This is a genomic window from Caballeronia zhejiangensis, from assembly GCF_022879815.1.
GTDB lineage: Bacteria > Pseudomonadota > Gammaproteobacteria > Burkholderiales > Burkholderiaceae > Caballeronia > Caballeronia zhejiangensis.
On the sequence record NZ_CP084283.1, the window covers coordinates 1,143,551 to 1,163,241 of the forward strand.

29 protein-coding genes and 1 pseudogene are annotated in these 19,691 nt (G+C 62.2%); all 30 read left to right on the forward strand.

Annotated features, from left to right (window positions below; genetic code table 11):
* Nucleotides 1-160 precede the first annotated feature (160 nt).
* The 30 genes and pseudogenes from LDZ23_RS05425 to LDZ23_RS05565 all read left to right on the forward strand — a co-directional run bounded on the left by LDZ23_RS05425 (nucleotide 161) and on the right by LDZ23_RS05565 (nucleotide 19,663).
* Entirely contained in the window at nucleotides 161-382 is a 222-nt protein-coding gene (locus LDZ23_RS05425) for a hypothetical protein (RefSeq protein ID WP_244807959.1), read from the forward strand.
* Complete coding sequence (locus LDZ23_RS05430; protein ID WP_244807960.1) at nucleotides 379-567, forward strand: hypothetical protein; 189 nt, start codon at nucleotides 379-381, stop codon at nucleotides 565-567. Before LDZ23_RS05425 ends, LDZ23_RS05430 begins: the two co-directional genes overlap by 4 nt.
* Nucleotides 568-575: 8 nt before the next feature.
* Nucleotides 576-1,364, forward strand: coding sequence for a Rha family transcriptional regulator (locus LDZ23_RS05435; protein WP_244807961.1), 789 nt, complete (start codon nucleotides 576-578; stop codon nucleotides 1,362-1,364).
* Entirely contained in the window at nucleotides 1,361-2,461 is a 1,101-nt protein-coding gene (locus LDZ23_RS05440; RefSeq protein ID WP_244807962.1) for a phage replication initiator YdaU family protein, read from the forward strand. Before LDZ23_RS05435 ends, LDZ23_RS05440 begins: the two co-directional genes overlap by 4 nt.
* A complete protein-coding gene (locus tag LDZ23_RS05445) occupies nucleotides 2,458-2,994 on the forward strand; it encodes a DUF1064 domain-containing protein (RefSeq protein ID WP_244807963.1) in 537 nt (178 codons plus the stop codon). Before LDZ23_RS05440 ends, LDZ23_RS05445 begins: the two co-directional genes overlap by 4 nt.
* A 50-nt stretch (nucleotides 2,995-3,044) precedes the next feature.
* A complete protein-coding gene (locus LDZ23_RS05450) occupies nucleotides 3,045-3,401 on the forward strand; it encodes a hypothetical protein (protein ID WP_244807964.1) in 357 nt (118 codons plus the stop codon).
* Nucleotides 3,402-3,421: 20 nt separating this feature from the next.
* Nucleotides 3,422-3,793 carry a DUF4406 domain-containing protein gene (locus LDZ23_RS05455; protein WP_244807965.1) on the forward strand — a complete coding sequence of 124 codons (372 nt, stop codon included), beginning with the start codon at nucleotides 3,422-3,424 and terminating at the stop codon, nucleotides 3,791-3,793.
* A pseudogene (locus LDZ23_RS05460) lies at nucleotides 3,790-4,197 on the forward strand (hypothetical protein); the annotation flags it as partial. The gene LDZ23_RS05455 and the pseudogene LDZ23_RS05460, both read left to right, overlap by 4 nt.
* 452 nt (nucleotides 4,198-4,649) lie before the next feature.
* Nucleotides 4,650-4,775 carry a hypothetical protein gene (locus LDZ23_RS34840; protein WP_280519313.1) on the forward strand — a complete coding sequence of 42 codons (126 nt, stop codon included), beginning with the start codon at nucleotides 4,650-4,652 and terminating at the stop codon, nucleotides 4,773-4,775.
* Nucleotides 4,772-5,020, forward strand: a complete 249-nt coding sequence (locus LDZ23_RS05465; RefSeq protein ID WP_034474013.1) for a hypothetical protein — start codon at nucleotides 4,772-4,774, stop codon at nucleotides 5,018-5,020. Before LDZ23_RS34840 ends, LDZ23_RS05465 begins: the two co-directional genes overlap by 4 nt.
* A 74-nt stretch (nucleotides 5,021-5,094) precedes the next feature.
* Nucleotides 5,095-5,610, forward strand: a complete 516-nt coding sequence (locus LDZ23_RS05470; RefSeq protein ID WP_244807966.1) for a hypothetical protein — start codon at nucleotides 5,095-5,097, stop codon at nucleotides 5,608-5,610.
* A complete protein-coding gene (locus LDZ23_RS05475) occupies nucleotides 5,607-5,975 on the forward strand; it encodes a hypothetical protein (RefSeq protein ID WP_244807967.1) in 369 nt (122 codons plus the stop codon). Before LDZ23_RS05470 ends, LDZ23_RS05475 begins: the two co-directional genes overlap by 4 nt.
* A 32-nt stretch (nucleotides 5,976-6,007) precedes the next feature.
* Nucleotides 6,008-6,538 carry a hypothetical protein gene (locus LDZ23_RS05480; protein WP_244807968.1) on the forward strand — a complete coding sequence of 177 codons (531 nt, stop codon included), beginning with the start codon at nucleotides 6,008-6,010 and terminating at the stop codon, nucleotides 6,536-6,538.
* Between the two features lie 27 nt (nucleotides 6,539-6,565).
* Nucleotides 6,566-6,967 (forward strand): phage protein NinX family protein, encoded by a 402-nt coding sequence (locus LDZ23_RS05485; protein ID WP_244807969.1) that lies wholly within the window; start codon nucleotides 6,566-6,568, stop codon nucleotides 6,965-6,967.
* Nucleotides 6,968-7,164: 197 nt separating this feature from the next.
* A complete protein-coding gene (locus LDZ23_RS05490; protein ID WP_244807970.1) occupies nucleotides 7,165-7,815 on the forward strand; it encodes a hypothetical protein in 651 nt (216 codons plus the stop codon).
* Nucleotides 7,815-8,504 carry a hypothetical protein gene (locus tag LDZ23_RS05495; protein ID WP_244807971.1) on the forward strand — a complete coding sequence of 230 codons (690 nt, stop codon included), beginning with the start codon at nucleotides 7,815-7,817 and terminating at the stop codon, nucleotides 8,502-8,504. The genes LDZ23_RS05490 and LDZ23_RS05495 overlap by 1 nt, the downstream gene beginning before the upstream one ends.
* 7 nt (nucleotides 8,505-8,511) lie before the next feature.
* Nucleotides 8,512-8,751, forward strand: coding sequence for a hypothetical protein (locus LDZ23_RS05500; protein WP_244807972.1), 240 nt, complete (start codon nucleotides 8,512-8,514; stop codon nucleotides 8,749-8,751).
* 416 nt (nucleotides 8,752-9,167) lie between these two features.
* Nucleotides 9,168-9,746, forward strand: a complete 579-nt coding sequence (locus LDZ23_RS05505; RefSeq protein ID WP_244807973.1) for a hypothetical protein — start codon at nucleotides 9,168-9,170, stop codon at nucleotides 9,744-9,746.
* The gene (locus LDZ23_RS05510; protein ID WP_244807974.1) at nucleotides 9,724-11,745 is read left to right on the forward strand and encodes a phage terminase large subunit family protein; all 2,022 of its coding nucleotides are present in this window, start codon (nucleotides 9,724-9,726) and stop codon (nucleotides 11,743-11,745) included. Before LDZ23_RS05505 ends, LDZ23_RS05510 begins: the two co-directional genes overlap by 23 nt.
* Before the next feature lie 44 nt (nucleotides 11,746-11,789).
* Nucleotides 11,790-12,038, forward strand: a complete 249-nt coding sequence (gene gpW, locus LDZ23_RS05515; protein WP_244807975.1) for a gpW family head-tail joining protein — start codon at nucleotides 11,790-11,792, stop codon at nucleotides 12,036-12,038.
* Between the two features lie 144 nt (nucleotides 12,039-12,182).
* Complete coding sequence (locus LDZ23_RS05520; RefSeq protein WP_244808110.1) at nucleotides 12,183-13,700, forward strand: phage portal protein; 1,518 nt, start codon at nucleotides 12,183-12,185, stop codon at nucleotides 13,698-13,700.
* Entirely contained in the window at nucleotides 13,697-14,581 is an 885-nt protein-coding gene (locus LDZ23_RS05525) for a S49 family peptidase (RefSeq protein WP_244807976.1), read from the forward strand. Before LDZ23_RS05520 ends, LDZ23_RS05525 begins: the two co-directional genes overlap by 4 nt.
* Before the next feature lie 50 nt (nucleotides 14,582-14,631).
* Entirely contained in the window at nucleotides 14,632-15,222 is a 591-nt protein-coding gene (locus LDZ23_RS05530; RefSeq protein ID WP_244807977.1) for a hypothetical protein, read from the forward strand.
* Nucleotides 15,223-15,249: 27 nt separating this feature from the next.
* Nucleotides 15,250-15,663, forward strand: coding sequence for a head decoration protein (locus tag LDZ23_RS05535; RefSeq protein WP_244807978.1), 414 nt, complete (start codon nucleotides 15,250-15,252; stop codon nucleotides 15,661-15,663).
* Nucleotides 15,664-15,752: 89 nt separating this feature from the next.
* Complete coding sequence (locus LDZ23_RS05540; RefSeq protein WP_244807979.1) at nucleotides 15,753-16,787, forward strand: major capsid protein; 1,035 nt, start codon at nucleotides 15,753-15,755, stop codon at nucleotides 16,785-16,787.
* Nucleotides 16,788-16,795: 8 nt separating this feature from the next.
* Nucleotides 16,796-17,035 (forward strand): hypothetical protein, encoded by a 240-nt coding sequence (locus LDZ23_RS05545; protein ID WP_244807980.1) that lies wholly within the window; start codon nucleotides 16,796-16,798, stop codon nucleotides 17,033-17,035.
* 3 nt (nucleotides 17,036-17,038) lie between these two features.
* The gene (locus tag LDZ23_RS05550) at nucleotides 17,039-17,377 is read left to right on the forward strand and encodes a head-tail joining protein (RefSeq protein ID WP_244807981.1); all 339 of its coding nucleotides are present in this window, start codon (nucleotides 17,039-17,041) and stop codon (nucleotides 17,375-17,377) included.
* Nucleotides 17,370-17,975: a hypothetical protein gene (locus LDZ23_RS05555; protein WP_244807982.1), complete on the forward strand. Its 606-nt coding sequence runs from the start codon at nucleotides 17,370-17,372 to the stop codon at nucleotides 17,973-17,975. The genes LDZ23_RS05550 and LDZ23_RS05555 overlap by 8 nt, the downstream gene beginning before the upstream one ends.
* A 9-nt stretch (nucleotides 17,976-17,984) precedes the next feature.
* Nucleotides 17,985-18,173: a DUF2635 domain-containing protein gene (locus tag LDZ23_RS05560; protein WP_061117460.1), complete on the forward strand. Its 189-nt coding sequence runs from the start codon at nucleotides 17,985-17,987 to the stop codon at nucleotides 18,171-18,173.
* Nucleotides 18,170-19,663, forward strand: coding sequence for a phage tail sheath subtilisin-like domain-containing protein (locus tag LDZ23_RS05565; protein WP_244807983.1), 1,494 nt, complete (start codon nucleotides 18,170-18,172; stop codon nucleotides 19,661-19,663). The genes LDZ23_RS05560 and LDZ23_RS05565 overlap by 4 nt, the downstream gene beginning before the upstream one ends.
* The last annotated feature ends 28 nt before the right edge of the window (nucleotides 19,664-19,691 follow it).

Genomic DNA, 19,691 nt, shown 5'->3' on the forward strand with positions numbered 1-19,691 from the left:
ACGTTGGGCGGCGCGGGGAATAAAACGTCAGACAACTGACGGAGAAAGTCGGTTACGAGGCCGACATCTGCATGGATGAGTCGATACACAAGCAGCTTGGACGCCAGGCTTCTTCTGTTCCGATTTAGTACTACTGACCGGCATTCCGGCGGGAGATCCCATGCAAAACAACTCGAATCCGGTTCTCTTCGTGCCGGAGCTGCCGCCGGAACTGCCGGCTGCGCAGCAGAAGCAGATCCGCGACGCCCTGTGTGCGGTTGCGGCGCGCGGCGAGCGCTTTCCGGGCGAACTCGCCGCGGTTCGCGTCGGCCTTTCGCGCGAATTCGCAACCTTCAACGCCGACTGTTCGCGGGCGGCCAAGGCTTCGAAGGTGAAGGCATGAGCGCGCGCGACCTTCAGCCGTCCCTCGGCGGCGCGGATCTTCTTCACGTTGGCCGCTTCTTCCTCGGTCCGATGACGACCGAACAATCCATCACTCCGGACGTCGCGCCGAAGATCTGCATCGGCTGCGGTGCCAAGCAACGCGCGGACGGTTCGCTGCCATGCGGCCACGACAACGACCTGTGAGGTCATCCATGAACGACATTGCAAAGATCAGTGGCCCCACGATGTCTAGCCGCGAAATCGCGGAGCTGACCGGCAAGGAGCACCGCAATGTACTCGCTGACATCCGCAAGATGCTGGCCGAGCTCGGGAAAGCTGCTGCTGACTTTTCAGCAGTAGCAAAAATTGCGGGCCCCAATGGATCAGTTCGCGAAGTCGAAATCTTCGAGCTTCCGAAACGCGAGACGTTGATCCTCGTTTCTGGCTACAGCATCCAGATGCGCGCACGAATTATCGATCGGTGGACCGAATTGGAGGCGCGCGTTGGTCAGCCGGCTCTGTCGCAATCGAAACTTGCTGGCGAGCTCGCGATTGCTGAATGCTTCACGCGCCTACTGAAGCCATCTCCGTCGAGCCAAGTCGCGATGCTTGCGCACATCGCGAAGAACAACGGCATCGAGCCGACGTTTCTCCCGGCGTACGTCGTCGATGCGGCGTCAGATTCGACGTCTGGCAGCTCGATGGAAACGAAACCGCTGACTGATCTTTTGATTGCGCACGGCATCTCGATCTCCGCGCGCACGTATAACCGCCTGCTGGCCGACGCGGGAATGCAAGCAGAGCGGACGCGGCGCAGCACCTCGTCGCGCGCAGTGAATGGCACGAAGCGCTTCTGGGCGATCACGGAGGCCGGTCTGCTCTACGGGAAGAACATCACCAACCCGAACAGCCCGCGCGAGACGCAGCCGCACTGGTATGTCGAGCGCTTTGCGGATCTGCATGCGCTTGTCTCGTCGCGCGTCGTAGGAGTTGCGGCGTGAGCGGATACGCACATCAATGGGCCAAGCGTCAGCGCGTGGGCGATTCGTCCGCCAAGACGCTGCTGAAGACCTATGCAAACTGGGCAGCCGAAGACTATTCGACGTGGGTCACGAATGACGAGCTCGAACTGGACACCGAGTTGAATATCCAGACGATCCGCCGTGCTCGAAGCAAGTTGATCGAATTGGGCTACCTGCTGGAAACGGATAAGCGTCTGGGCCGCACGCAGAGCATCATCATTTATCAGATGCTCGCTCCTGCCGGCGCAACGATCGTGCAAAGCGTCGATCCCCGCAACGGCAAAACGATCTCGCTGAGCCCGCCGACGCTTGAAGAATACATGGCGAAGAGGGGTGAAAAATCAAGCCACTCGAAAGCGCGCCGCACCAAGGGGGATGAAAATTCAAGCCCCTCCAATATTCAAGGGGCTACAAATCCCACTTCAAGCCCCTCCAAATCCCACGTTGAAGGGGGTGAAATTTCACCTGGAGCCCCTCCAAATTTCGACACCAAGATTGCTTTAGTAGAGCAAGAGAAGAACGTAGATCAGCAATTGGCGCGACGTTCGTCGCGAGTTGCGTTGCATGACGAGCTTCGCCAACTTGCACTTCCTGAAGGCATCCCTGCTGACGTCTGGGAAATGTGGTGCGAGCACCGCGAGGCGAAGCACAAAGACGCGCCTTGGACGCGCGGTGCAGCGCGGGTGTCGATCAAGAAGCTTCTGAAGCTCGCCGCAGCTGGCCAATCGCCTGAAGTCACGGTTGAGGAAGCAGTGCTGCGCGGCTGGACCGGTCTGTTCGCTGTGAAGCCCGACGGCGTCGCATCGGCGGTCGGCGGCGCGCAGGCGATCACGGCCGACTGGTGGAAGACGTCGAGCGGCATCGAGGCCATGGCAGCGCAGCGCGGCGTTACGAAGGGCGCAGAAGAGACCTTCATGCATTTCAAGGTCCGCGTGTTCAAGGCGGCAGGCCCGGGCGAATGGATGGAAGACATGCTGCGCACCGTCGGGCGCGAGAGCGAAGAGCGGTACGAGCAGCTCTACGCCTACTTCAACGACATCCCGCGCGACAAGAACGGGAACACGGAGGCGGCGTGAGCAAGCGAACCGCAGCCCTCCATTACCCGGAAGGAACGACGCAAGTTGGCACCGCGCGCGTGCGCGAGAACCGCGCGGTAGGGCCCGACTTCGCGCGCCGCGAACTTATGCGCCGCACTGGCAACCAGCCAACGAGCGAGTTCGACGACATCGCCTCCGGATACGACCCGTTCGCGGTTGCGCCGAAGGTTCCGGCCGCGAAGAGGAAGCCGGCGAAGTATCGCAACGAGAAATGCGAGAGCGGCGGCATCAAGTTCGACAGCAAGCGCGAGATGAAGCGCTGGCACGAGCTGGTGCAGATGCAGGTGCGCGGCGAGATCAGCGAATTGGAATTGCAGGTTCCGTTCGTCCTTGCTGAGCCGGTGGTGATCGCCGGCCGAAAGCGTCCGGCGCTGCGGTACGTGGCGGATTTTGTGTACGAGAAGGGCGGCGAGACGGTCATTGAAGACGTGAAAGGCCGCGTAACCGAGGGATACCGCATCAAGCGCCATTTGATGGCGGTGCGCGGGCTGACGATCGTGGAGGTGAAGTGATGCGATGCAACGAGAACTACGCGCGGCAGGACCTGCTCGTGCGCGCGCCGATGAAGAAGACGCACAAGGTGATGCCGCTGAATCAGCGGCTGGTGCTCGAGGCACTCAAGCGACGCCGGCATTCGACGCTGCGCGCCGTCGTCGAGGACCTGCAAATCTCGCGCGACATCCTGAAGAACGTCTTCGTAACGCTCGAAGCGCAGGGATACATCGAGCGGGTCGGCAAGGGCTACCACGTTCACGGCGGCCATCCGCCGGTCATGTACCGATGGACTGGGAAAGCCTTCCCGTCTTCGGCTGAGTTCGAGCAACGCCGCACGGCGATCGCCGTTCCGACTTCGCCTCACGTCGCCGCGCTGATCGCCGGCATACACGCCATGTGCAGCCTGGGAGGCGTCGTCGCATGAAGCTCTATATCGCAGGGCCTATGTCCAATCTTCCCGAACTGAACTTCCCGGCGTTTCACGCGGAGGCTGCCCGTCTCCGAGCTCTGGGCTTCGAGATCGTCAATCCCGCAGAAGTGGACGTCGGCCCGAATCCGACGTGGCTCGCGTGTATGCGCGCGGACATCAAGGTTCTAGTCGATTGCGACGGCATCGCGCTGCTGCCGGGCTGGGAGAAGTCGCCGGGCGCGACGCTCGAGCACAGCATCGCCCGCGGTCTCGGTCTGCGCGTCATGCAGGGGCATCACATCATCGGTCTGGCTGGCGAAATCCCTGTGATCGCACAGGAAGCCATCGTCGAGATCATCGACGAGATCGAAAGCGGTGCGAGCGAACAGATTGCGGAGGCGCAATGAAGCGTTCGAAGCCGCTCGTGAGCAAGACGCCGATGAAGCGCTCGGCATGGCCGCTCGCCGATCGCCCGACAGCGCTGCGCCGCTCGAAGCTGAAGTCCCGCGTGAAGAAGCCGACGGTCGCCGAGGGCTCGAAGTATCTGGCGGCGTGCCGCGGCGAGCCCTGCTACCTGAACGTCAAATGCCCGTGGACGGACTGGGCTGATCCGACCGTCGTCGACTGCCATTCGAACCAGTCGATCCACGGCAAGGGCGGAGCGCTGAAGGCGAAGCACTGGTTCACGGTGCCGGGCTGCGCTGCCTGCCACGAATGGCTGGATCGCGGCGGCGCGCCGTGGGAACAGAAGTGCGCGGCATTCGACGATGCGCTCGCTCGTTGGCAACCAGTGCGCGCTCGAAAGATGGGTTTGAAGGAGGAAGAAAGTGCGGTGCCTGATTCGAATACCGACGGACACACGCTGGCGCACGCCGCGCGGCCGCAACGGGAAGCGTTACGCCTTGGAGCCGTTTCAAATCACGGCGGCGCTGGAGACGCGGGTGTACAGGCTGGCGCGCCCGGCGGTGCAAAACACGACCCGGCCGTTTGTATGGGTTGATGCATGGATTCCAGAGGATCGGCGGAGCGGCATTCCGCTCCTCGACGAAGCGTGGGTGAGGGCGGGCGTGTATCGCACTAGAGCCTTCATCGACGACAACAAGAAGACTTTGGCCCCGTTCCTTGAGAGCGGATTAAACGAGATGGAAGTGGGAGATTGAGCATGAACACGACGATTCCGGACAACTTCGATGCGCTCTGGGTGGCGCTCGGCATTAAGCGCAAGAGCTGGACTGCTCCGATCCAACCGCAAAAGGTGACGAAATGATCGCCGCCGTCTCTTTCGCATCGCCGAGCACGACCGCCGCCGGCATCGTTTTCGTGTTTATGTGGACCGCTCTGTCTGTTATCGCTGTCGCCGCTTATTCGCGCACGGAGGTGCAGCAGTGAGCGCACACGCCTACATCCAGTACGCGGACGTCCCGCAGAGCCTGATCGACACGAGTAGGCAGCACATCGATGGAGTGACGGGCGCCAAGGTCATCGCCTTCGATGGTTGCCCGTTCGCCGGCCAGATCGAGAGCGATGGCGATTCGCTCGAAGTCGAGTTCCCGTTCCCGCGCAATGCCGAGCTGCGAGACAGCTTCGTCGCGTGGCTCATGAACTGGGGCATCAGCTTCATGGTGGCGATGTGAGGCGCGGCGACTTCCGAGATCCGGCAATCGTGCTCGAAGAGCGTCAGTCGAGCACGTGCCTCGGATGCGCTGAGTTGATCCGCTCGCGCTGGGGCGGCACGACGAAGTTCATATGCAACAAGGCATTCCAGAAAGCAGCGCTGAGCGTCTACGAGATGCGTCGCTGCAGAAAATACAACGAGGGAGTTTTCATGACGCGCGAACAGAGCGAACAGATCGAGGAAATGCTGCTGGAGTGGTACCGCTGGCAGATCCGCCAGTCGCATCGCGAGACGCTCGCGCATTTCTACCGCCCGGAGGATCGCACGTGCCGCGGCTATGAGACGCCGGCGAATGCGGAAGAGGACGCAGAGGACGCGTATCAGTGGGCGGACGACCAGCAGTCCGAGCAGGTACAGCTGTGCGTCGATGCGCTGCCGCCGGAGCAGCGCGCGGCGATCAGCACCAGCATGCGCAACAAGGAATGCGGCTATCAACTGTGGAGCAGCGGCCGGGCGGGCGACCAGCACGCGACTTACCAGGCGGCAAAGGAGCGTCTGCTCCCGATGTTCGTCGCTCGGCATCTGATTCGCGTCGAGGTGTCGGCATGACAGATGGAGAACTGCTTGAGTCCGCCGCGCGTGCCGCGGGATACGAATGGCGAGCCGACATCGCCGCACATAGAAACGAGATCGGCGTCGTCGGGCTGTGGATTCCTGGTGTCTCGACCCTATGGAACCCGCTGGAGGACGACGGCGATGCGCTGCGCTTGGCCGTGCGAATGCAACTGACCGTATGCAATGAGCATGTTTCATGCGGGCAGGCATATTGCACGCACGGAGCGGACGCCGACATGATGCCCACGGTTGCATCTGGAAGCAACGAGAGCGAAGTTATACCTGCCGACTACGCTGCGACGAGACGGGCGATTGTCCTGGCGGCCGTAAAAGTCTTGATTGGCAACGAAGAGATATGATCTGTTGCCAGATCAGATGATGGAGGCGGATAGTGGTGGACTTGTCGAGCGCGGCGACGAACGTCGTGACGGGTGGGGTGGGCGCGTATATCGCCCTTGTGGCAAAGGACTATTTCGAGCGCGGTGCCCAAGCGAGAGCCGCAGACATCGAGGAATATAAGAAGGTGCGCGCAACGCTGACTGACTCGATGATCGTCACGCTTCAGTCTGCCGATTTCCTGGCCGGGATGGTTCTAACGCGCTTTCGAGATCCGCTTAGAGATCTGCTGTACGCGTATGAGGGCGGCCGCCAGTTGATTTTTCACGATAAGCGTCTCAACGATCGATTTCACGTGCTACTGAAAGCGACAAATGAGCTTTTGGATAGATGCGCGGAGTTGACAGTGCCTGAAGGGGAGCCGCCACGGTTGTCCACCCGAACGAGAGCTGATCGGCTTTACGGAAACGATGAAACCCTTCGGCAAAACGCTGCTGAAGCCGCCATACTCGACGGGCAATCTCACGCGCTTGCCGAAGTCTGCAAAAAGTTTGTCGATGATGCGAAGCGCCGTTTGCGAACTTGACCGTAACCTCATTAGGGAGGTGTTTGCATGAAGGTGACGGAGCTGATCGGCCCGCTGCTCGATTATTGGGTGGCGCGTGCAACGCGCATTGAGGACGTCGTCTCGATTCAGAAAAGCGTGTTGGGCGTCGAAGCTTGCTACCTCCTCGACACTGAGGACAACACGTGGAGACTGTTCTGCCCGTCTGTGAGATGGGCTGACGGTGGTCCGATCATCGCGCGGTTCGCAATCGCGATATGGCGAGGTGAGGGCCGTTGGCTTGCGATCCTTCCTGGTTCGAACGGCGGGGCATACAGTGGCGGAGATGATTACATCGACGCGCGTGGATATGACTGTTACGCCGGCGCAACACCGCTTATAGCCGCGATGCGCGCATACGTTGCTTCGAAGTTCGGAGAGTCTGTCGACGATAGTGAGACTCAACGTTAAAAAGCACTTGTAAACCCGTTCGAAACGTTGTCTAATAAGCGCCGGAAAGATGCGTCCAGAGCCCGCTAGTCGAAAGACAGCGGGTTTTTTGTTTTGGCGCATCGCTCGAACACGTTCCTGCGTGTCTCCTCGGCGGGGCAACTGCCCTGATTTGACGCCTCGGCTTATGCCGGGGCGTTTTCTTTTCGGAGGTTGCTATGCTGAAGTTCAATCCCGACACCAAAGTCATCTTCGACAATGACGAAGCGGCTGTCGCGCCGATCCGCGAGATCACGCGCGACGAGATTCCTGATCTGATTGCGAACGGAGCGGGCCTTGACCCGAGCGCCAACGTGGGGGAGCAAATCTCGTCGCCAGCCCAGACGGATGGCGATGCCCAGGCTGCTCAGGATCCGGCTGTGTCTGTGACCGGATCGGATACGGAGGCTGACGTGGGAAAGCCCGTCGACGAGTCCTCGACCTCGCTCGGAGCATCCAGCGACGAATCCGCCGTCGTTAATGACGCGATCGCTGATCCGGGCGGCGCGGGATCGTCGGAGCTCTACCCGACGCCCGCCGCGCCGAACCTCGATGCGCAAGCGCCTGCAAGCGTGTCGTCGGATGCCGTCCCTTTGGACGCTGGTGGCGCCGCTGATGCGGAGGCTGGCGGTGCTGAAGCGGGGGAGTCCGATGCGGCGCTTTCTGCTGCCCAGACTGGCTCTGGCTCGGATGAGCACCCGCTGACCATCATCGGCGAGATCGAAGCGTTGGTGTGCATGGTCGGCAACGCCGCTGTGCACGAGTATCAGCGCCTGATCCAACGTCTGGCAGATCTCAAGAATCACCCGACCATCAAGGACGGCGAGTAATGCAGAGCCCGATCCGCATCAGCGTTCAGTCGGATCTCGACGCGCTGACGCGGAGGCTCAACGATTTCGAACGCAAGCAACTGCCGTTCGCGTCTGCACAGGCGCTGACGGCAGTCGCTAAACGCGTTCAGGCCGCCGAGAAAGCGGCCCTCCCTCAAGTGTTCGATCGCCCCACGCCTTTCACGGTCAACTCGATCGGCGTGAAGGCCGCGAAAAAGAACACGCAGGAAGCGCTCGTGTTCGTGAAGGACATCGCGGCGGCGTATCTCGCGCCGTACGAGTTTGGCGGCACGCATAAGCTCATTGGCTCGGGCAAGACGTGGCTAAATCCGAAGGATATGGCGCTGCTCAACCAGTACGGCAACTTCAGTCGCACCGCGCTGAAGCGTCTGGAGGGGCGGCCGGACATTTTCGTCGGCACGATCAAAACGGCGAGCGGCGAATCGATCGGTGGCGTGTGGCAGCGCCCGACCGACGTGAAGGCGATCAAGCGCAGCGGCAAGCGCGGCGTCGCGATGCGCGGCGCGAACAAGACGAGTCATCTGCGATTGCTGATCCGCTTCGGCGACGCGCAGCCGGTCAAGCAGCATCTCGACTTTGGAAAGCGCGGCCGCGAGGTGGTGGCATCGACATATCGCGCCGAGTTTGCTGCGGCGTTTGCAAAGGCGCTTGCGACCGCAAAACCGTAGGAAATCTATGGCACTGATAAAACTGTCTGGCAGGCACGCTGTCGGACGGCATGAGTTCGCCCTCGTTGACGACGACATGTTCGATTTCCTGTCGCAATGGAAGTGGAAGGCGAAGCCGAACGGTTCGGGCAATCACGTGTACGCCGTGCGCAACGTCGTCGAGAACGGCAAGAATCGCACCATCAGGATGCATCGTCTCGTGCTCGGTATGGACGCGAGCGACGCGCGCGACGCTGCTTCACATTAATCGGGATGCACTCGATAATCGCCGCGCCAATCTGCGTGCCCTCGACCGTCGCGCAAACGCGCTGAATACCGTCACGATCGAACGCAGTACAACATGTCAGCACTGCGCGGTCTCGTTTAAGCGTTTCGTGACGCTGTCGCACGCCAAGACGGCAATGTCATGCGACGACTGCGTTCGCGACCATGCTGGCGGAATGCCGGCTTCGACCGTTCGTTTTCCGATCTGCAGAGAATGCGGGGAACTCTTTGTCGCAAGGCGCGCGGGGGCTCTCTTTTGTACCGAGGCGTGTCGATGTCGTGCCCGCTATAGACGTCGTGGGTCCTGTACCGCCCTATCGACACCGGGGGCACTGCGCGCGCGCGATCTTTCTCTAGCCACAAACTTTTCAATTTTGGGTAACAGGTAACAGTTCACCGATGAAGCAGAGCGAGTTTGCGGTTCTCCACGGCGTCAGTCGAAAGACGGTCACGAAGTGGAAGGAGCGCGGCTGGCTTGTGTTTGCGGGCGATGAAGTCGATGTCGACGCGTCGAACGCGCTACTTAAAAAGTACCGTCGCGATGGCGCACCGGCTGTTACCCAAAGTGTTACCCAAGCGACGCAGGGTAACAAACGCAAGACTGTTACCCAGGCAGCGAGCGAGGTAACGCTCGGCGCGCGCGAGGACGCCGCCGACGTCGCGGACCGGATTCTCGCGGGCAACGTCGAGCTGCTCGACTTCGACGCGGCGCGCTGTTTCAAAGAGAACTATCTCGGGCTGAAGGCTCAGCTCGAATACGACCGCGACTCCGGTCTGGTTATCGACGTTGCCGAAGTGGCGAAAGCAGTCGGCACCGAATACGCCAAGGTCCGAACCCGCCTGCTGTCAATTCCCGCGGAACAGGCTCCGCGTCTCCATCGGTGCAAGACGCCTGCCGAGCTGCAGGACATGTTGCAGGAGGTCATCACAGAAGCACTCGAAGAACTCACTCGCGATGGAGCAGGCAACCCTGAATAGCACCAGGCGGTACGCGCGCGGCTATGACGCGTTGCGGGCGGGCCTCGCGGCTGCGCTTCGCCAGAACCTGACGCCGCCGCCGAAGCTGACGTTGAGCGAATGGGCCGAGCGTTATGCGGTCCTGTCGCGCGAGACGAGTGCGCAGACCGGCCGCTTCCGGGCGTTCGGTTATCAGAGGGGCATGCTGGATGCAGTAACCGACCCCAGCGTTGAGAAGATCAGCGTCATGAAGTCGGCCCGAGTCGGCTATACGAAGCTGATGGATCACGCGGTCGGCTTCTTTATCCACCAGGATCCTTCGCCGATTCTCGTCGTGCAGCCCCGCGTCGAGGATGCGGAGAGCTATTCGAAGACGGAAATCGCGCCGATGCTGCGCGACACGCCGGTCCTCGCGGCGATCGCGGGCGATCAGAAGGCGAAGAACAGCGATCAGACTATCCTTGCGAAGACGTTCCGCAATGGTTCGAGCCTGACGCTCGTCGGCGCGAATAGCCCGGCGGGCTTTCGGCGGATCACGTCGCGCGTCGTGATGTTCGATGAGGTCGACGCCTATCCGGTCGACGGCGCGGGCAACGAAGGCGATCAGATCGCGCTCGGCACGAAGCGATCGGAGACGTTCTGGAATCGCAAGATCGTGCTCGGCTCGACGCCGACGGTGAAGGGCTATAGCCGGATCGAGAAGAGCTTCAGCGAGAGCGATCAGCGCTACTTCTTCGTCGCGTGTCCGCACTGCGGCGAGCGGCAAGTGCTCGAATGGGGCAGTCCCGAAACGCCGTACGGCATGAAGTGGGACAAGGACGAGCACGGTAACGGTATCCCGGAAAGCGTCTATTACGTCTGCCGGCACAACGGCTGCATCATTCACGAGGCCGACAAGGCCGACATGGTGACGAACGGCGAGTGGCGCGCGACGAAGCCATTCAAGGGGCATGCTGGGTTTCATATCTGGGCCGGCTACAGCCTTTTCCCGAACGCGTGCTGGTCGAACCTCGTTGCTGAATGGCTCCGAGTGAAGGACGACCCGCTCGCGCGGCAGACGTTCATCAACCTCGTGCTCGGCGAGCCGTACGAGGATCGCGGCGATCGCGCACTGAGCGAGACCAGGCTGGCCGCTCGGACCGAGGTCTGGGATGCGGAGGTGCCCGACGGCGTCGGCCTGATCACTGTCGGCGGTGACGTTCAGGACGATCGCGTCGAGTTGGAGACGATCGGCTGGGGACACAACGAGGAAAGCTGGTCCATAGATCACGCGGTCTTCGAGGGCGACCCCGAGAGCGCGGAGCTATGGAAACGCGTCGACGAGTATCTGAAGCGGATCTGGCGGCGCGCGGACGGTCGCGGTTTCGCAGTATCCGCCGCGTGTATCGACTCCGGTGGTCACCATACGCAGAAGGTGTACGAGTTCGCGAAGGCGCGACTCGGGCGCCGCATCTGGGCGATCAAGGGCGAGTCGGCACGCGGCGGCGCGCGGTCACCTGTGTGGCCGACGAAGCGACCGTCATCGCGAACCAAATCGACGTTCCGTCCGGTCATCATCGGCGTGAACGCAGCGAAAGACGTGATCCGCGAGCGGCTGCGGCGTGATCCCGAAGACAACGATGGCGTACTGACGTACCCGGCCGGATACATGCACTTCCCGACGGACCGCGACATCAACTACTTCGCGCAGCTCATTTCGGAGCGCTCGGTGACGAAGTTCGCCAACGGGCAGAAGTTCCGTGTGTGGGAACTGCCGCCTGGCCGCGCGAACGAAGCGCTCGACATTCGGGTGTATGGATACGCGGCGCTGTGCGGCCTCATGCACATGGGTCTGAAGTTGAACCGGCGCGTCGAGGCGGTGCAGGCGGATCCGACTGATGTCTTGCCGCCTGCTCCGGAGACGCGGCAGGAGGTCGAGCTGGATGTCGTGAGCGCGGCGCGGCCGGTGCGCCCGGATGGACCGATCATTAAACAGGCGCAGCCTGAAAAACGCTCTCGGATTCGGCGGCTCGCCGGCTGAAGCATAGGAGAACCACTTTGCGATGCTTCGACCCGAGCCGCAGCTTGCTTGCTGGCATGGATCAGACGGCGCTGCGGCAATCACTCGCCAATGCGCAGCAGATCTACCTCCAGTTGTCCACTGGTGCGCAAGGCGAGTCTTACTCGTACACGCAGGGCGACGGCACTAGGTCAGTGACGTACACCCGCGCGAATCTCGCGGAACTCGCTGCGGCGATCCAGTTGATGCAGGCGCAGCTCGGCATCGTCGCCTCGCCTCGCAGAGCAAACCGAATGACCTTCACACGGCGATAACGCATGGAATCGAACGTACAGCTACTTGGTCCGGACGGCAAGCCGCTGCCGGAGCGCAAGAGCCGTGCGCTCGCGCTGAACGGCAGTTATAGCGGGTACGGCAGCACCAGCGCATTCGACGCGGCGGACATGTCCAGTCAGCACATGCGGGACTGGAACCCGGTGCTCTGGTCTCCCGATGGCGAGCTCAACCCGTATCGCGACCGCATCGTTTCCCGCGTGCGCGACCTGGTGCGCAACGACGGGTGGGCGTCGGCGGCTGTCACGCGCACCCTCGACAACGTCATCGGAGCGGACTTCCGGCCGATCTCGAAGCCGGATTACCGCGCGCTCGCAGCGATAACCGGCAATAAGAAGTTCGATCACGTCTGGGCAGATGAGTTTGGGCGCGCGCTCGAAGCGGGTTGGCGCACATGGTCGGAAGATCCTGCGCACTTCTGCGACGCGCAGCGCAAGCTGACGATTCCGCAGATGATGCGCCTGGCGTTCCGCCACAAGATCGTCGACGGAGACGCGCTCGCCATCCTCCAGTGGATGCCCGAGCGCCTGCCGCGCGGCGCGCGCTACGCGACCGTGCTGCAACTGATCGACCCTGACCGTCTGTCGAACCCGCAACAAAATTTCGACCGCCAGACGATGCGCGGCGGCGTTGAGGTGGACGAATACGGAGCGCCGGTTGCGTACCACATCCGTAAGGCGCATCAAGGCGACTGGTTCAGCGGCGGAAAGCAGGTGACGTGGGAGCGGATCGCAGCCGAAACAGATTGGGGACGGCCGATCGTTGTCCACGACTACGACTTCGACCGCGCGTCGCAGCATCGCGGCGGCGCGGGCATCCTGACGCCTGTGCTGCAGAGGTTGAAGATGTTGATCAAGTACGACGGCACCGAACTCGACGCGGCGATCATCAATGCGATCTTTGGCGCTTACGTCACGAGCCCGTTCGATAAGCAGCTCGTGACGGAGGCGCTTGGCGACGGCGAAGACGCCGAGGCATACAACGGGTATCAGGACGCGCGCGCGGATTTTCACGACAAGACGGATCTACGTCTCGGCGGCGCGCGGTTGCCGATCCTGTTTCCCGGCGAACAGATCAACACCGTGTCAGCTACACGGCCGGCGGGCAACTTCGCCGAGTTCGAGAACGCCATGCTGCGCAACGTCGCGGCGGGCACCGGCATGTCTGCGCAGCAAATCACGCAGAACTGGGCGGACGTCAACTACTCGTCGTATCGCGCTGCGGCGCTTGAAGCGTGGAAGACGTTCGATCGCCGTCGCAGCGACTTCGGTCGCGGATTCGGCCAGCCCATTCTGTGTGCGATGGTCGAGGAAATGATGGACATCGGCGAGCTTCCGCTTCCGGCGGAAGCACCCGAGTTCGCGATGGCGCGCGCGGCCTATACGCGTGCGTGGTGGATCGGTCCGGGACGCGGATATGTTGATCCGCTGAAAGAACGTCAGGGGGCGGCGCTCGGCATCGAGTCGGGTCTATCGACGCTCGAAGACGAATCGGCGCAACTGTCGGGCAACGATTGGCGCGACAACATCGATCAGCGCGCGATCGAGATCCAGTATTTCAAGGATCGCGGCATTCCTCTTCCTTCGACGCTGAAAGACGACGCGACGGCGGACGAGGCCACACAGGAACCCAAGGCTCAATGAACAACCTTCTCCCACGACTGGCGACGCGGATGTTCAACACGCCCGTCGCCATTCATCCGCGCAAGGCGGAGATCGTGGTGGCGGCGCTCGCGGATCGGCTTGGCATTGGCGGCATGGTGAGGCTGGACGGGACCGGCATCGTTCCGATGGCGATGGAAGATGACGAGTATGGCTTCGCGGAACCGGGGCGCACGCCGCGCGCCGGCTACGACAACGTCGGCGGCGTTGCGGTCATCGAGGTTCAGGGCACGCTGGTTCAGAAGCTCGGTTCCTTGCGTCCGTACAGCGGCATGTCGGGATACGACGGGATTCGCCAAAACTTGCTGATGGCGCTCGACGATCCCGACGTCAGTGCGATTGCGCTCGACATCGACTCACCCGGCGGAGAGGTGGCCGGATGCTTCGATTTGGTCGACATGATTCACGGCGCGCGCGGCGTTAAACCGATCTGGTCGATTCTCAACGAGTCGGCCTATAGCGCTGCGTATGCAATCGCGAGCGCCGCGGATCGCATCATTGTGCCGCGCACGGGCGGCGTCGGAAGCATCGGCGTCATCTGCGCGCATGTGGATCTGTCTGAAGCGCTGTCGAAGGCTGGCATGAAGGTGACATTCATCACCTACGGGGATTACAAAGCCGACGGCCATTCCGAGATCCCGCTTGCGCCCGATGCGCTGGCGCGCTTTCAGGCGGACATCAACACGATGGGCGAACTGTTCGTTGAGACAGTTGCCCGCAACCGGAATATCGCGGCCGCCACGGTGCGCGATACGCAAGCCGCCACATTCATGGGTGACAAGGGTGTCGCCCTTGGATTGGCGGATGAAGTGGCGGCTCCTGATGCCGCGTTTCGAGCCCTGATCCAGTCGATCCGGTCTTAAATTTCTTACTGAAGGGAAGCTATATGAAGCTCTCGAAGATCGCGAGCGCGATGCCGTTCGCCCATTTCCTCGGGCTGCCGAGCGCGTCCGCGGCGTCGCCGAGCGCGGCCGCCCGCGCGGAAGAAGACGAGGATCGCAAGCAGCGCGAGGACGAGTCGGATGACGAGTACGCCAAGCGCATGGAAGAGCAGGACAAAAAGGACGAAGAGGCGCGCAAGGCCGAGCAAGAAGAGAAGGACAAGGAAGCGAAGCGCGCTGAAGAAACGGACGACGACGCTGAAGCCGACGACAAGGAAGACAAGGAAGAAGGCAAGCGCGCCGGTCGTGCAAAGGGCGCCCGCCAACGCGAGCGCGTGCGCTGTGCAGCCATCGTGGCCGAAGGCATGAAGCGAGGCATGGTCAAGCAAGCATGCGCGTTTGCGTTCGACACCAACATGTCGGCGAGCGAGGCGATCAACGCGCTGTCGTTTGGCCAAGCTGAGCAAGCAGCTGCGTCTCCGTCGGCGCGCAAGCCCTCCCTCGACGAGCGTATGGCACACGCCCGTCCGCGCAACCCCGGCGATTCGGCACCTGCAGCGGCAGAGCCGACGATGGCCGAACGCATCATCGCGGCGGGCAAACTCCGTCGCGGCGAGCTTTAAATCCTCCCCACACCCGGAGAAACCCAGATGGCATTGACTCTTACCACGGTCGGGGAGAACCCCCAAGTCCCGTCGGCATCCGCACAGACGTTCGTTCCCGATCAACTGATCGCCGGTCCGAAGCAGCTGGTCACCCGCAACGTCACGATCACCGGCGGCCCGTTCGTGCGCGGCACGGTGCTAGGCAAGATCACGGCGAGCGGCAAGTTCACCGTCGCGCTGTCGGCGTCGTCCGATGGTAGCCAGACGCCGACGGCGATTCTCGCTGATTACGCCGATGGCAGCGCCGGTGACGTCGTTGCGGGCGTGTATCTCGAAGGCGAGTTCAACGTCAACGCGGTGACGCTCGGCACCGGCATCACGTCGACGGCAGCACAAGACGCGCTGCGCCCGCTCGGCATCCACCTCAAGTCCTCGGTCACGGCTGCTGACCCGAGCTAAACCCTCAATCGAACTGATGTGAAGGCCCCGCCACAGCGCGGGGCTTTTTCATTTGGGCCACACACTCGGAGAGAGCAATGCCCGGAAACTTGTTTTACGACACCAACACCCTGGTCGGGGTTGTGCAGAACCTGAAGATGGCGCAGAGCTGGCTGCTTGACCGCTTCTTCCCGAACATGATCCCGGCAGACAGCGAGTTCGTGTCGATCGATGTCGACGTTGGCAAGCGTCGCATGTCGCCGTTCTGCTCGCCGCTGGTCGAAGGCAAGCTCGTAGAGAGCCGTCGCTACCAGACGAACACGTTCAAACCGCCCTACATCAAGGACAAGCGCGCGCTGGATCTGCGCAAGCCGGTCCGTCGGATGATTGGCGAGCGCATCGGCGGCGAGCTTTCCCCCGAGGTCCGCGAGCAGATGAACCTCGAGTTCGAACTCAACGACCAGATCGATATGCTCACACGCCGCATGGAATGGATGGCGGCGCAGGTGCTGGTCACGGGTACGCTCACGGTATCCGGTGAAGGCTTCCCGACGACCGTCATCGACTTCGGTCGCGATGGTTCGCTGACGATCGCGCTCACTGGCGGCGCGCAGTGGACGGCCGCGAACATCACCGCCGGTACGGCAAATCCGACCGGCAACATCGAGACGTGGCAGCAGCAGATCCTGAAGTCGTCGGGCGCAGTCGCAACCGACATCGTCTTCACCCCGAAAGCGTGGAATGGTTTCAAGCTCGACCCGACGCTGAAGGGCGCGATCTACTATCCGGCGTTGGGGCAGAACGGCAACGTCGTGAACGTAGGCGCACAGATTCAACGCGGTGCCGTTTCGAAGGGCGTGTGGGGGCAGTACAACCTCTGGCTGTACAACGACTGGTACGTCGATGACAACAACGTCGAGCAACCGATGCTTCCGGACGGCTCCCTCATCATGACGGGCCCGGATCTCGACGGCACCCGCGCGTTCGGTCAGATCATCGACCCGGCGTTCAACTATGCTTCGCTGCCGTTCGCGCCGAAAACGTGGTTGAAGGACGATCCGGCCCAGCGGTTCCTGATGATGCAATCGGCCCCGATCATCATCCCGAGCCGCGTCAACGCCGCGCTGGCCGCGACCGTCGCGTGAGGTGACTGATGGCTACCAACGAAAAGATGGTTGAAGCCGTCGTCGCGCGCAATCGCACGATCCGCGACCAGCTGAAGCCGGACGAAGAGCCGGTCATCAAGACGGCCGGTCAGAAAGTTCGACTGCCGGAGTCGGAGGTGAAGCGCTTGCGTGATCTCGGCTTTCTCGTTCCCGAAAAGGTCGAGGAAGTGAAGCTCGAAGGCGCGCAGATCACCGGCGGCCAGGTGTCGATCAACGAGTCGGAGTGACCGATGGACTGGGATGGCATCGTCGACGGCAAGATCCTCGGTCCTCTGATGGCGCAGTTCGGGACGGCGATCACCTATATGCCGGTCGATGGGGGGTCGTTCCAGATCACTGGCGCTTACGACAAGGCGTTCTTCGGAGTCGATCCGGTCACCGGGTCGACCGTCGTCACGCAGCAGCCTACGGTGGGGATTCAGGTCTCGCAGTTCCCCGTTGAGCCGCAGCAGTACGACACGCTGATGATCAACAAGACGGGCGAGCAGTGGCAGGTACGCGAGGTTCATCTCGACGGCCACGGCGGCGGACGCCTCATGCTCAACGGACCAGGACAGACCGATGCCTGATCAAACCGGCCGCGCGCAATTGCGCGGCGTTCTGCTCTCGATCTTGCAGACGATTCAGGGCGTGACTGTGTATTCGCCTGGTGACTGGAATGTCGCGACGCCCAAGCTGCCCGCCATCAAGTTGCGGCCGGCGAAGGAGCGGAAGCAGTCGAACGGCCGAAATGGCCCGACGGCGTTCACGACGGTCGCGGCATTCGAGATCAAGGCAGAGGTGTCGGCCGCGTCCGGTCCTGCAGCGCTCATCGAGCTCGAGACGCTCGGCGCGGAGATCGAAGAGGCGGTCTTCAAGAGCATTCCGTTGCGTCGCCTCGCGCAGGACTTCCCTTTCTGCGACACGGAAACGGAAGTGACCGCTGATGGCTCGACGCACGTGGGCGGCCTTTCGATCCTTCTGGGCATCGAGTTCGTCGAGACGTTCTATCCAGACATCAACACGCAGTTGCTCGAGATTGACCTGACGGCCGACCTCACGAACGTCGCCGATCCGAACGGCACCTATCCTGACCCACCATTCCCCGACGCTGTCACGCCAGCCCCGCGCACGCAGGGTCCTGACGGGCGCGCGGAAGGTGAGGTCAACGTTCAATTTCCTCAATAGGAGCGACGAATGATCGTCAAACCTGCACCGGGCCTCAAAGTGCGGCATCCGGTTACGAAGCAGTTGCTGCCGGACGAAGGCATCGAAGTGCCGGACGGCGACATCTTCTGGACCCGCGTGCTCAATGACGGCGACGTCGTTCTCGCGGACAACGCGGCCCTGCCCGCACCGAAGCAGTCGGGGAGTGACGCAGAATGACCATTCCGTTCAAGCAGATCCCGCAGAACATCCGCACGCCGCTGTTCTTCGCCGAGATCGACAACTCGCACGCGAACTCCGCAGTTGCGAACCAGCGCGCGCTGCTCATCGGCCCGATGACGTCGGCCGGCATCGCGACGCCGAACGTGCCCCTCATCTCGTCGGGCACGGGCGACGCGAACGTCCAGGCTGGCGCGAACAGCGTGCTCGCACTGATGACGGCCGCCTATCGCCAGAACGATCAGTTCGGCGAGCTCTGGTACCTGCCTGTGCAGGACGCGGCCGGCGCAGTGGCGGCGTCCGGTACGATCGCGTTCACTTCGGCGCCGACGGCTAACGGCACGATCTCGCTGTATATCGCCGGTCAGCTTGTCACTGTATCGGTGACGGCAGGCCAGACGACCGCTCAGATTGCGACCGCTGTCGCTGCGGCGATCAATCTGATTCCGTCGATGCCCGTCACGGCGGCGGCGTCGACGAGCACCGTAACGCTGACGGCCGACAACAAGGGCCTCGTCGGTAACGACATCGACGTCCGCTTCAATTACATCGGCACGACGGCTGGCGAGGCGCTCCCGACCGGTCTCGCTGCGACGATCACGGCGATGGCGGGCGGTACGACGAACCCGACTCTCACGACCGCGCTCGGCAATCTTCAGGATATGCCGTTCGACTTCATCGCGTGCGCGTTCACCGATACGACGTCGCTCGACGCGCTCAAGGCGTTCCTGAACGACTCGACCGGGCGCTGGAGCTGGCAACAGCAGGTGTACGGCCACGTGTTTGTCGCGTATCGCAGCACGTGGGCGGGTCTCACCACTTTCGGCACGGCGCGCAATAACCAGCACGAGTCGATCATGGGCTTCAACGACTCGCCGACGCCAGCATGGCAATGGGCGGCGGCAATCGCGGCGGTGACAGCGGTGAGCGTGCGCGCTGATCCGGGCGTCCCGATGCAGACCGTCGCGCTGACCGGCGTGCTGGCGCCGCCCCTGCAGTCGCGGTTCAACCTCAGCCAACGCAATACGCTGCTCTATGACGGCATCGCCACCTTCACGGTTGGTGACGACGGCACGGTCGCGATCGAGAACCTGATCACGAGCTACCAGACGAACGCGTTCGGGCAGCCGGACAACAGCTATCTCGAAGTCGAGACGATGTTCCTGCTCGCGTACGTGCTGCGTCGCCTGCGCACCCTGGTGACGTCGAAGTATGCGCGTGTGAAGCTCGCGGCGAACGGCACGCGATTCGGCCCGGGCGCCGGCATCGTTACGCCGAACATCATCAAGGCCGATCAGATCGCTGAATATCAGGCGATGGAGTACGAGGGATACGTGCAGGGAAGCGATAAGTTTGCTCAGTCGATTATCGTCGAGCAGAACGCGCAGAACCCGAATCGTGTCGACGTACTCTGGCCGGGCACGCTGATCAACCAGTTGCGGATCTTCGCACTGCTCGCGCAGTTCCGACTGTCCACCAGCCAGACGTAAGCAGTTCGCCAACGCTGTAAGCCGCCCA

What these genes read in the sequence shown, in the direction of transcription:
- LDZ23_RS05425 (WP_244807959.1), top strand. Translation starts at nt 161, where the DNA reads ATGCAAAACAACTCGAATCCGGTTCTCTTCGTGCCGGAGCTGCCGCCG.
- LDZ23_RS05430 (WP_244807960.1), top strand. Translation starts at nt 379, where the DNA reads ATGAGCGCGCGCGACCTTCAGCCGTCCCTCGGCGGCGCGGATCTTCTT.
- LDZ23_RS05435 (WP_244807961.1), top strand. Translation starts at nt 576, where the DNA reads ATGAACGACATTGCAAAGATCAGTGGCCCCACGATGTCTAGCCGCGAA.
- LDZ23_RS05450 (WP_244807964.1), top strand. Translation starts at nt 3,045, where the DNA reads ATGAAGAAGACGCACAAGGTGATGCCGCTGAATCAGCGGCTGGTGCTC.
- LDZ23_RS05455 (WP_244807965.1), top strand. Translation starts at nt 3,422, where the DNA reads ATGTCCAATCTTCCCGAACTGAACTTCCCGGCGTTTCACGCGGAGGCT.
- LDZ23_RS34840 (WP_280519313.1), top strand. Translation starts at nt 4,650, where the DNA reads ATGATCGCCGCCGTCTCTTTCGCATCGCCGAGCACGACCGCCGCCGGC.
- LDZ23_RS05475 (WP_244807967.1), top strand. Translation starts at nt 5,607, where the DNA reads ATGACAGATGGAGAACTGCTTGAGTCCGCCGCGCGTGCCGCGGGATAC.
- LDZ23_RS05485 (WP_244807969.1), top strand. Translation starts at nt 6,566, where the DNA reads ATGAAGGTGACGGAGCTGATCGGCCCGCTGCTCGATTATTGGGTGGCG.
- LDZ23_RS05490 (WP_244807970.1), top strand. Translation starts at nt 7,165, where the DNA reads ATGCTGAAGTTCAATCCCGACACCAAAGTCATCTTCGACAATGACGAA.
- LDZ23_RS05495 (WP_244807971.1), top strand. Translation starts at nt 7,815, where the DNA reads ATGCAGAGCCCGATCCGCATCAGCGTTCAGTCGGATCTCGACGCGCTG.
- LDZ23_RS05500 (WP_244807972.1), top strand. Translation starts at nt 8,512, where the DNA reads ATGGCACTGATAAAACTGTCTGGCAGGCACGCTGTCGGACGGCATGAG.
- LDZ23_RS05505 (WP_244807973.1), top strand. Translation starts at nt 9,168, where the DNA reads ATGAAGCAGAGCGAGTTTGCGGTTCTCCACGGCGTCAGTCGAAAGACG.
- LDZ23_RS05510 (WP_244807974.1), top strand. Translation starts at nt 9,724, where the DNA reads ATGGAGCAGGCAACCCTGAATAGCACCAGGCGGTACGCGCGCGGCTAT.
- LDZ23_RS05520 (WP_244808110.1), top strand. Translation starts at nt 12,183, where the DNA reads ATGCGGGACTGGAACCCGGTGCTCTGGTCTCCCGATGGCGAGCTCAAC.
- LDZ23_RS05525 (WP_244807976.1), top strand. Translation starts at nt 13,697, where the DNA reads ATGAACAACCTTCTCCCACGACTGGCGACGCGGATGTTCAACACGCCC.
- LDZ23_RS05530 (WP_244807977.1), top strand. Translation starts at nt 14,632, where the DNA reads ATGCCGTTCGCCCATTTCCTCGGGCTGCCGAGCGCGTCCGCGGCGTCG.
- LDZ23_RS05535 (WP_244807978.1), top strand. Translation starts at nt 15,250, where the DNA reads ATGGCATTGACTCTTACCACGGTCGGGGAGAACCCCCAAGTCCCGTCG.
- LDZ23_RS05545 (WP_244807980.1), top strand. Translation starts at nt 16,796, where the DNA reads ATGGCTACCAACGAAAAGATGGTTGAAGCCGTCGTCGCGCGCAATCGC.
- LDZ23_RS05550 (WP_244807981.1), top strand. Translation starts at nt 17,039, where the DNA reads ATGGACTGGGATGGCATCGTCGACGGCAAGATCCTCGGTCCTCTGATG.
- LDZ23_RS05555 (WP_244807982.1), top strand. Translation starts at nt 17,370, where the DNA reads ATGCCTGATCAAACCGGCCGCGCGCAATTGCGCGGCGTTCTGCTCTCG.
- LDZ23_RS05560 (WP_061117460.1), top strand. Translation starts at nt 17,985, where the DNA reads ATGATCGTCAAACCTGCACCGGGCCTCAAAGTGCGGCATCCGGTTACG.
- LDZ23_RS05565 (WP_244807983.1), top strand. Translation starts at nt 18,170, where the DNA reads ATGACCATTCCGTTCAAGCAGATCCCGCAGAACATCCGCACGCCGCTG.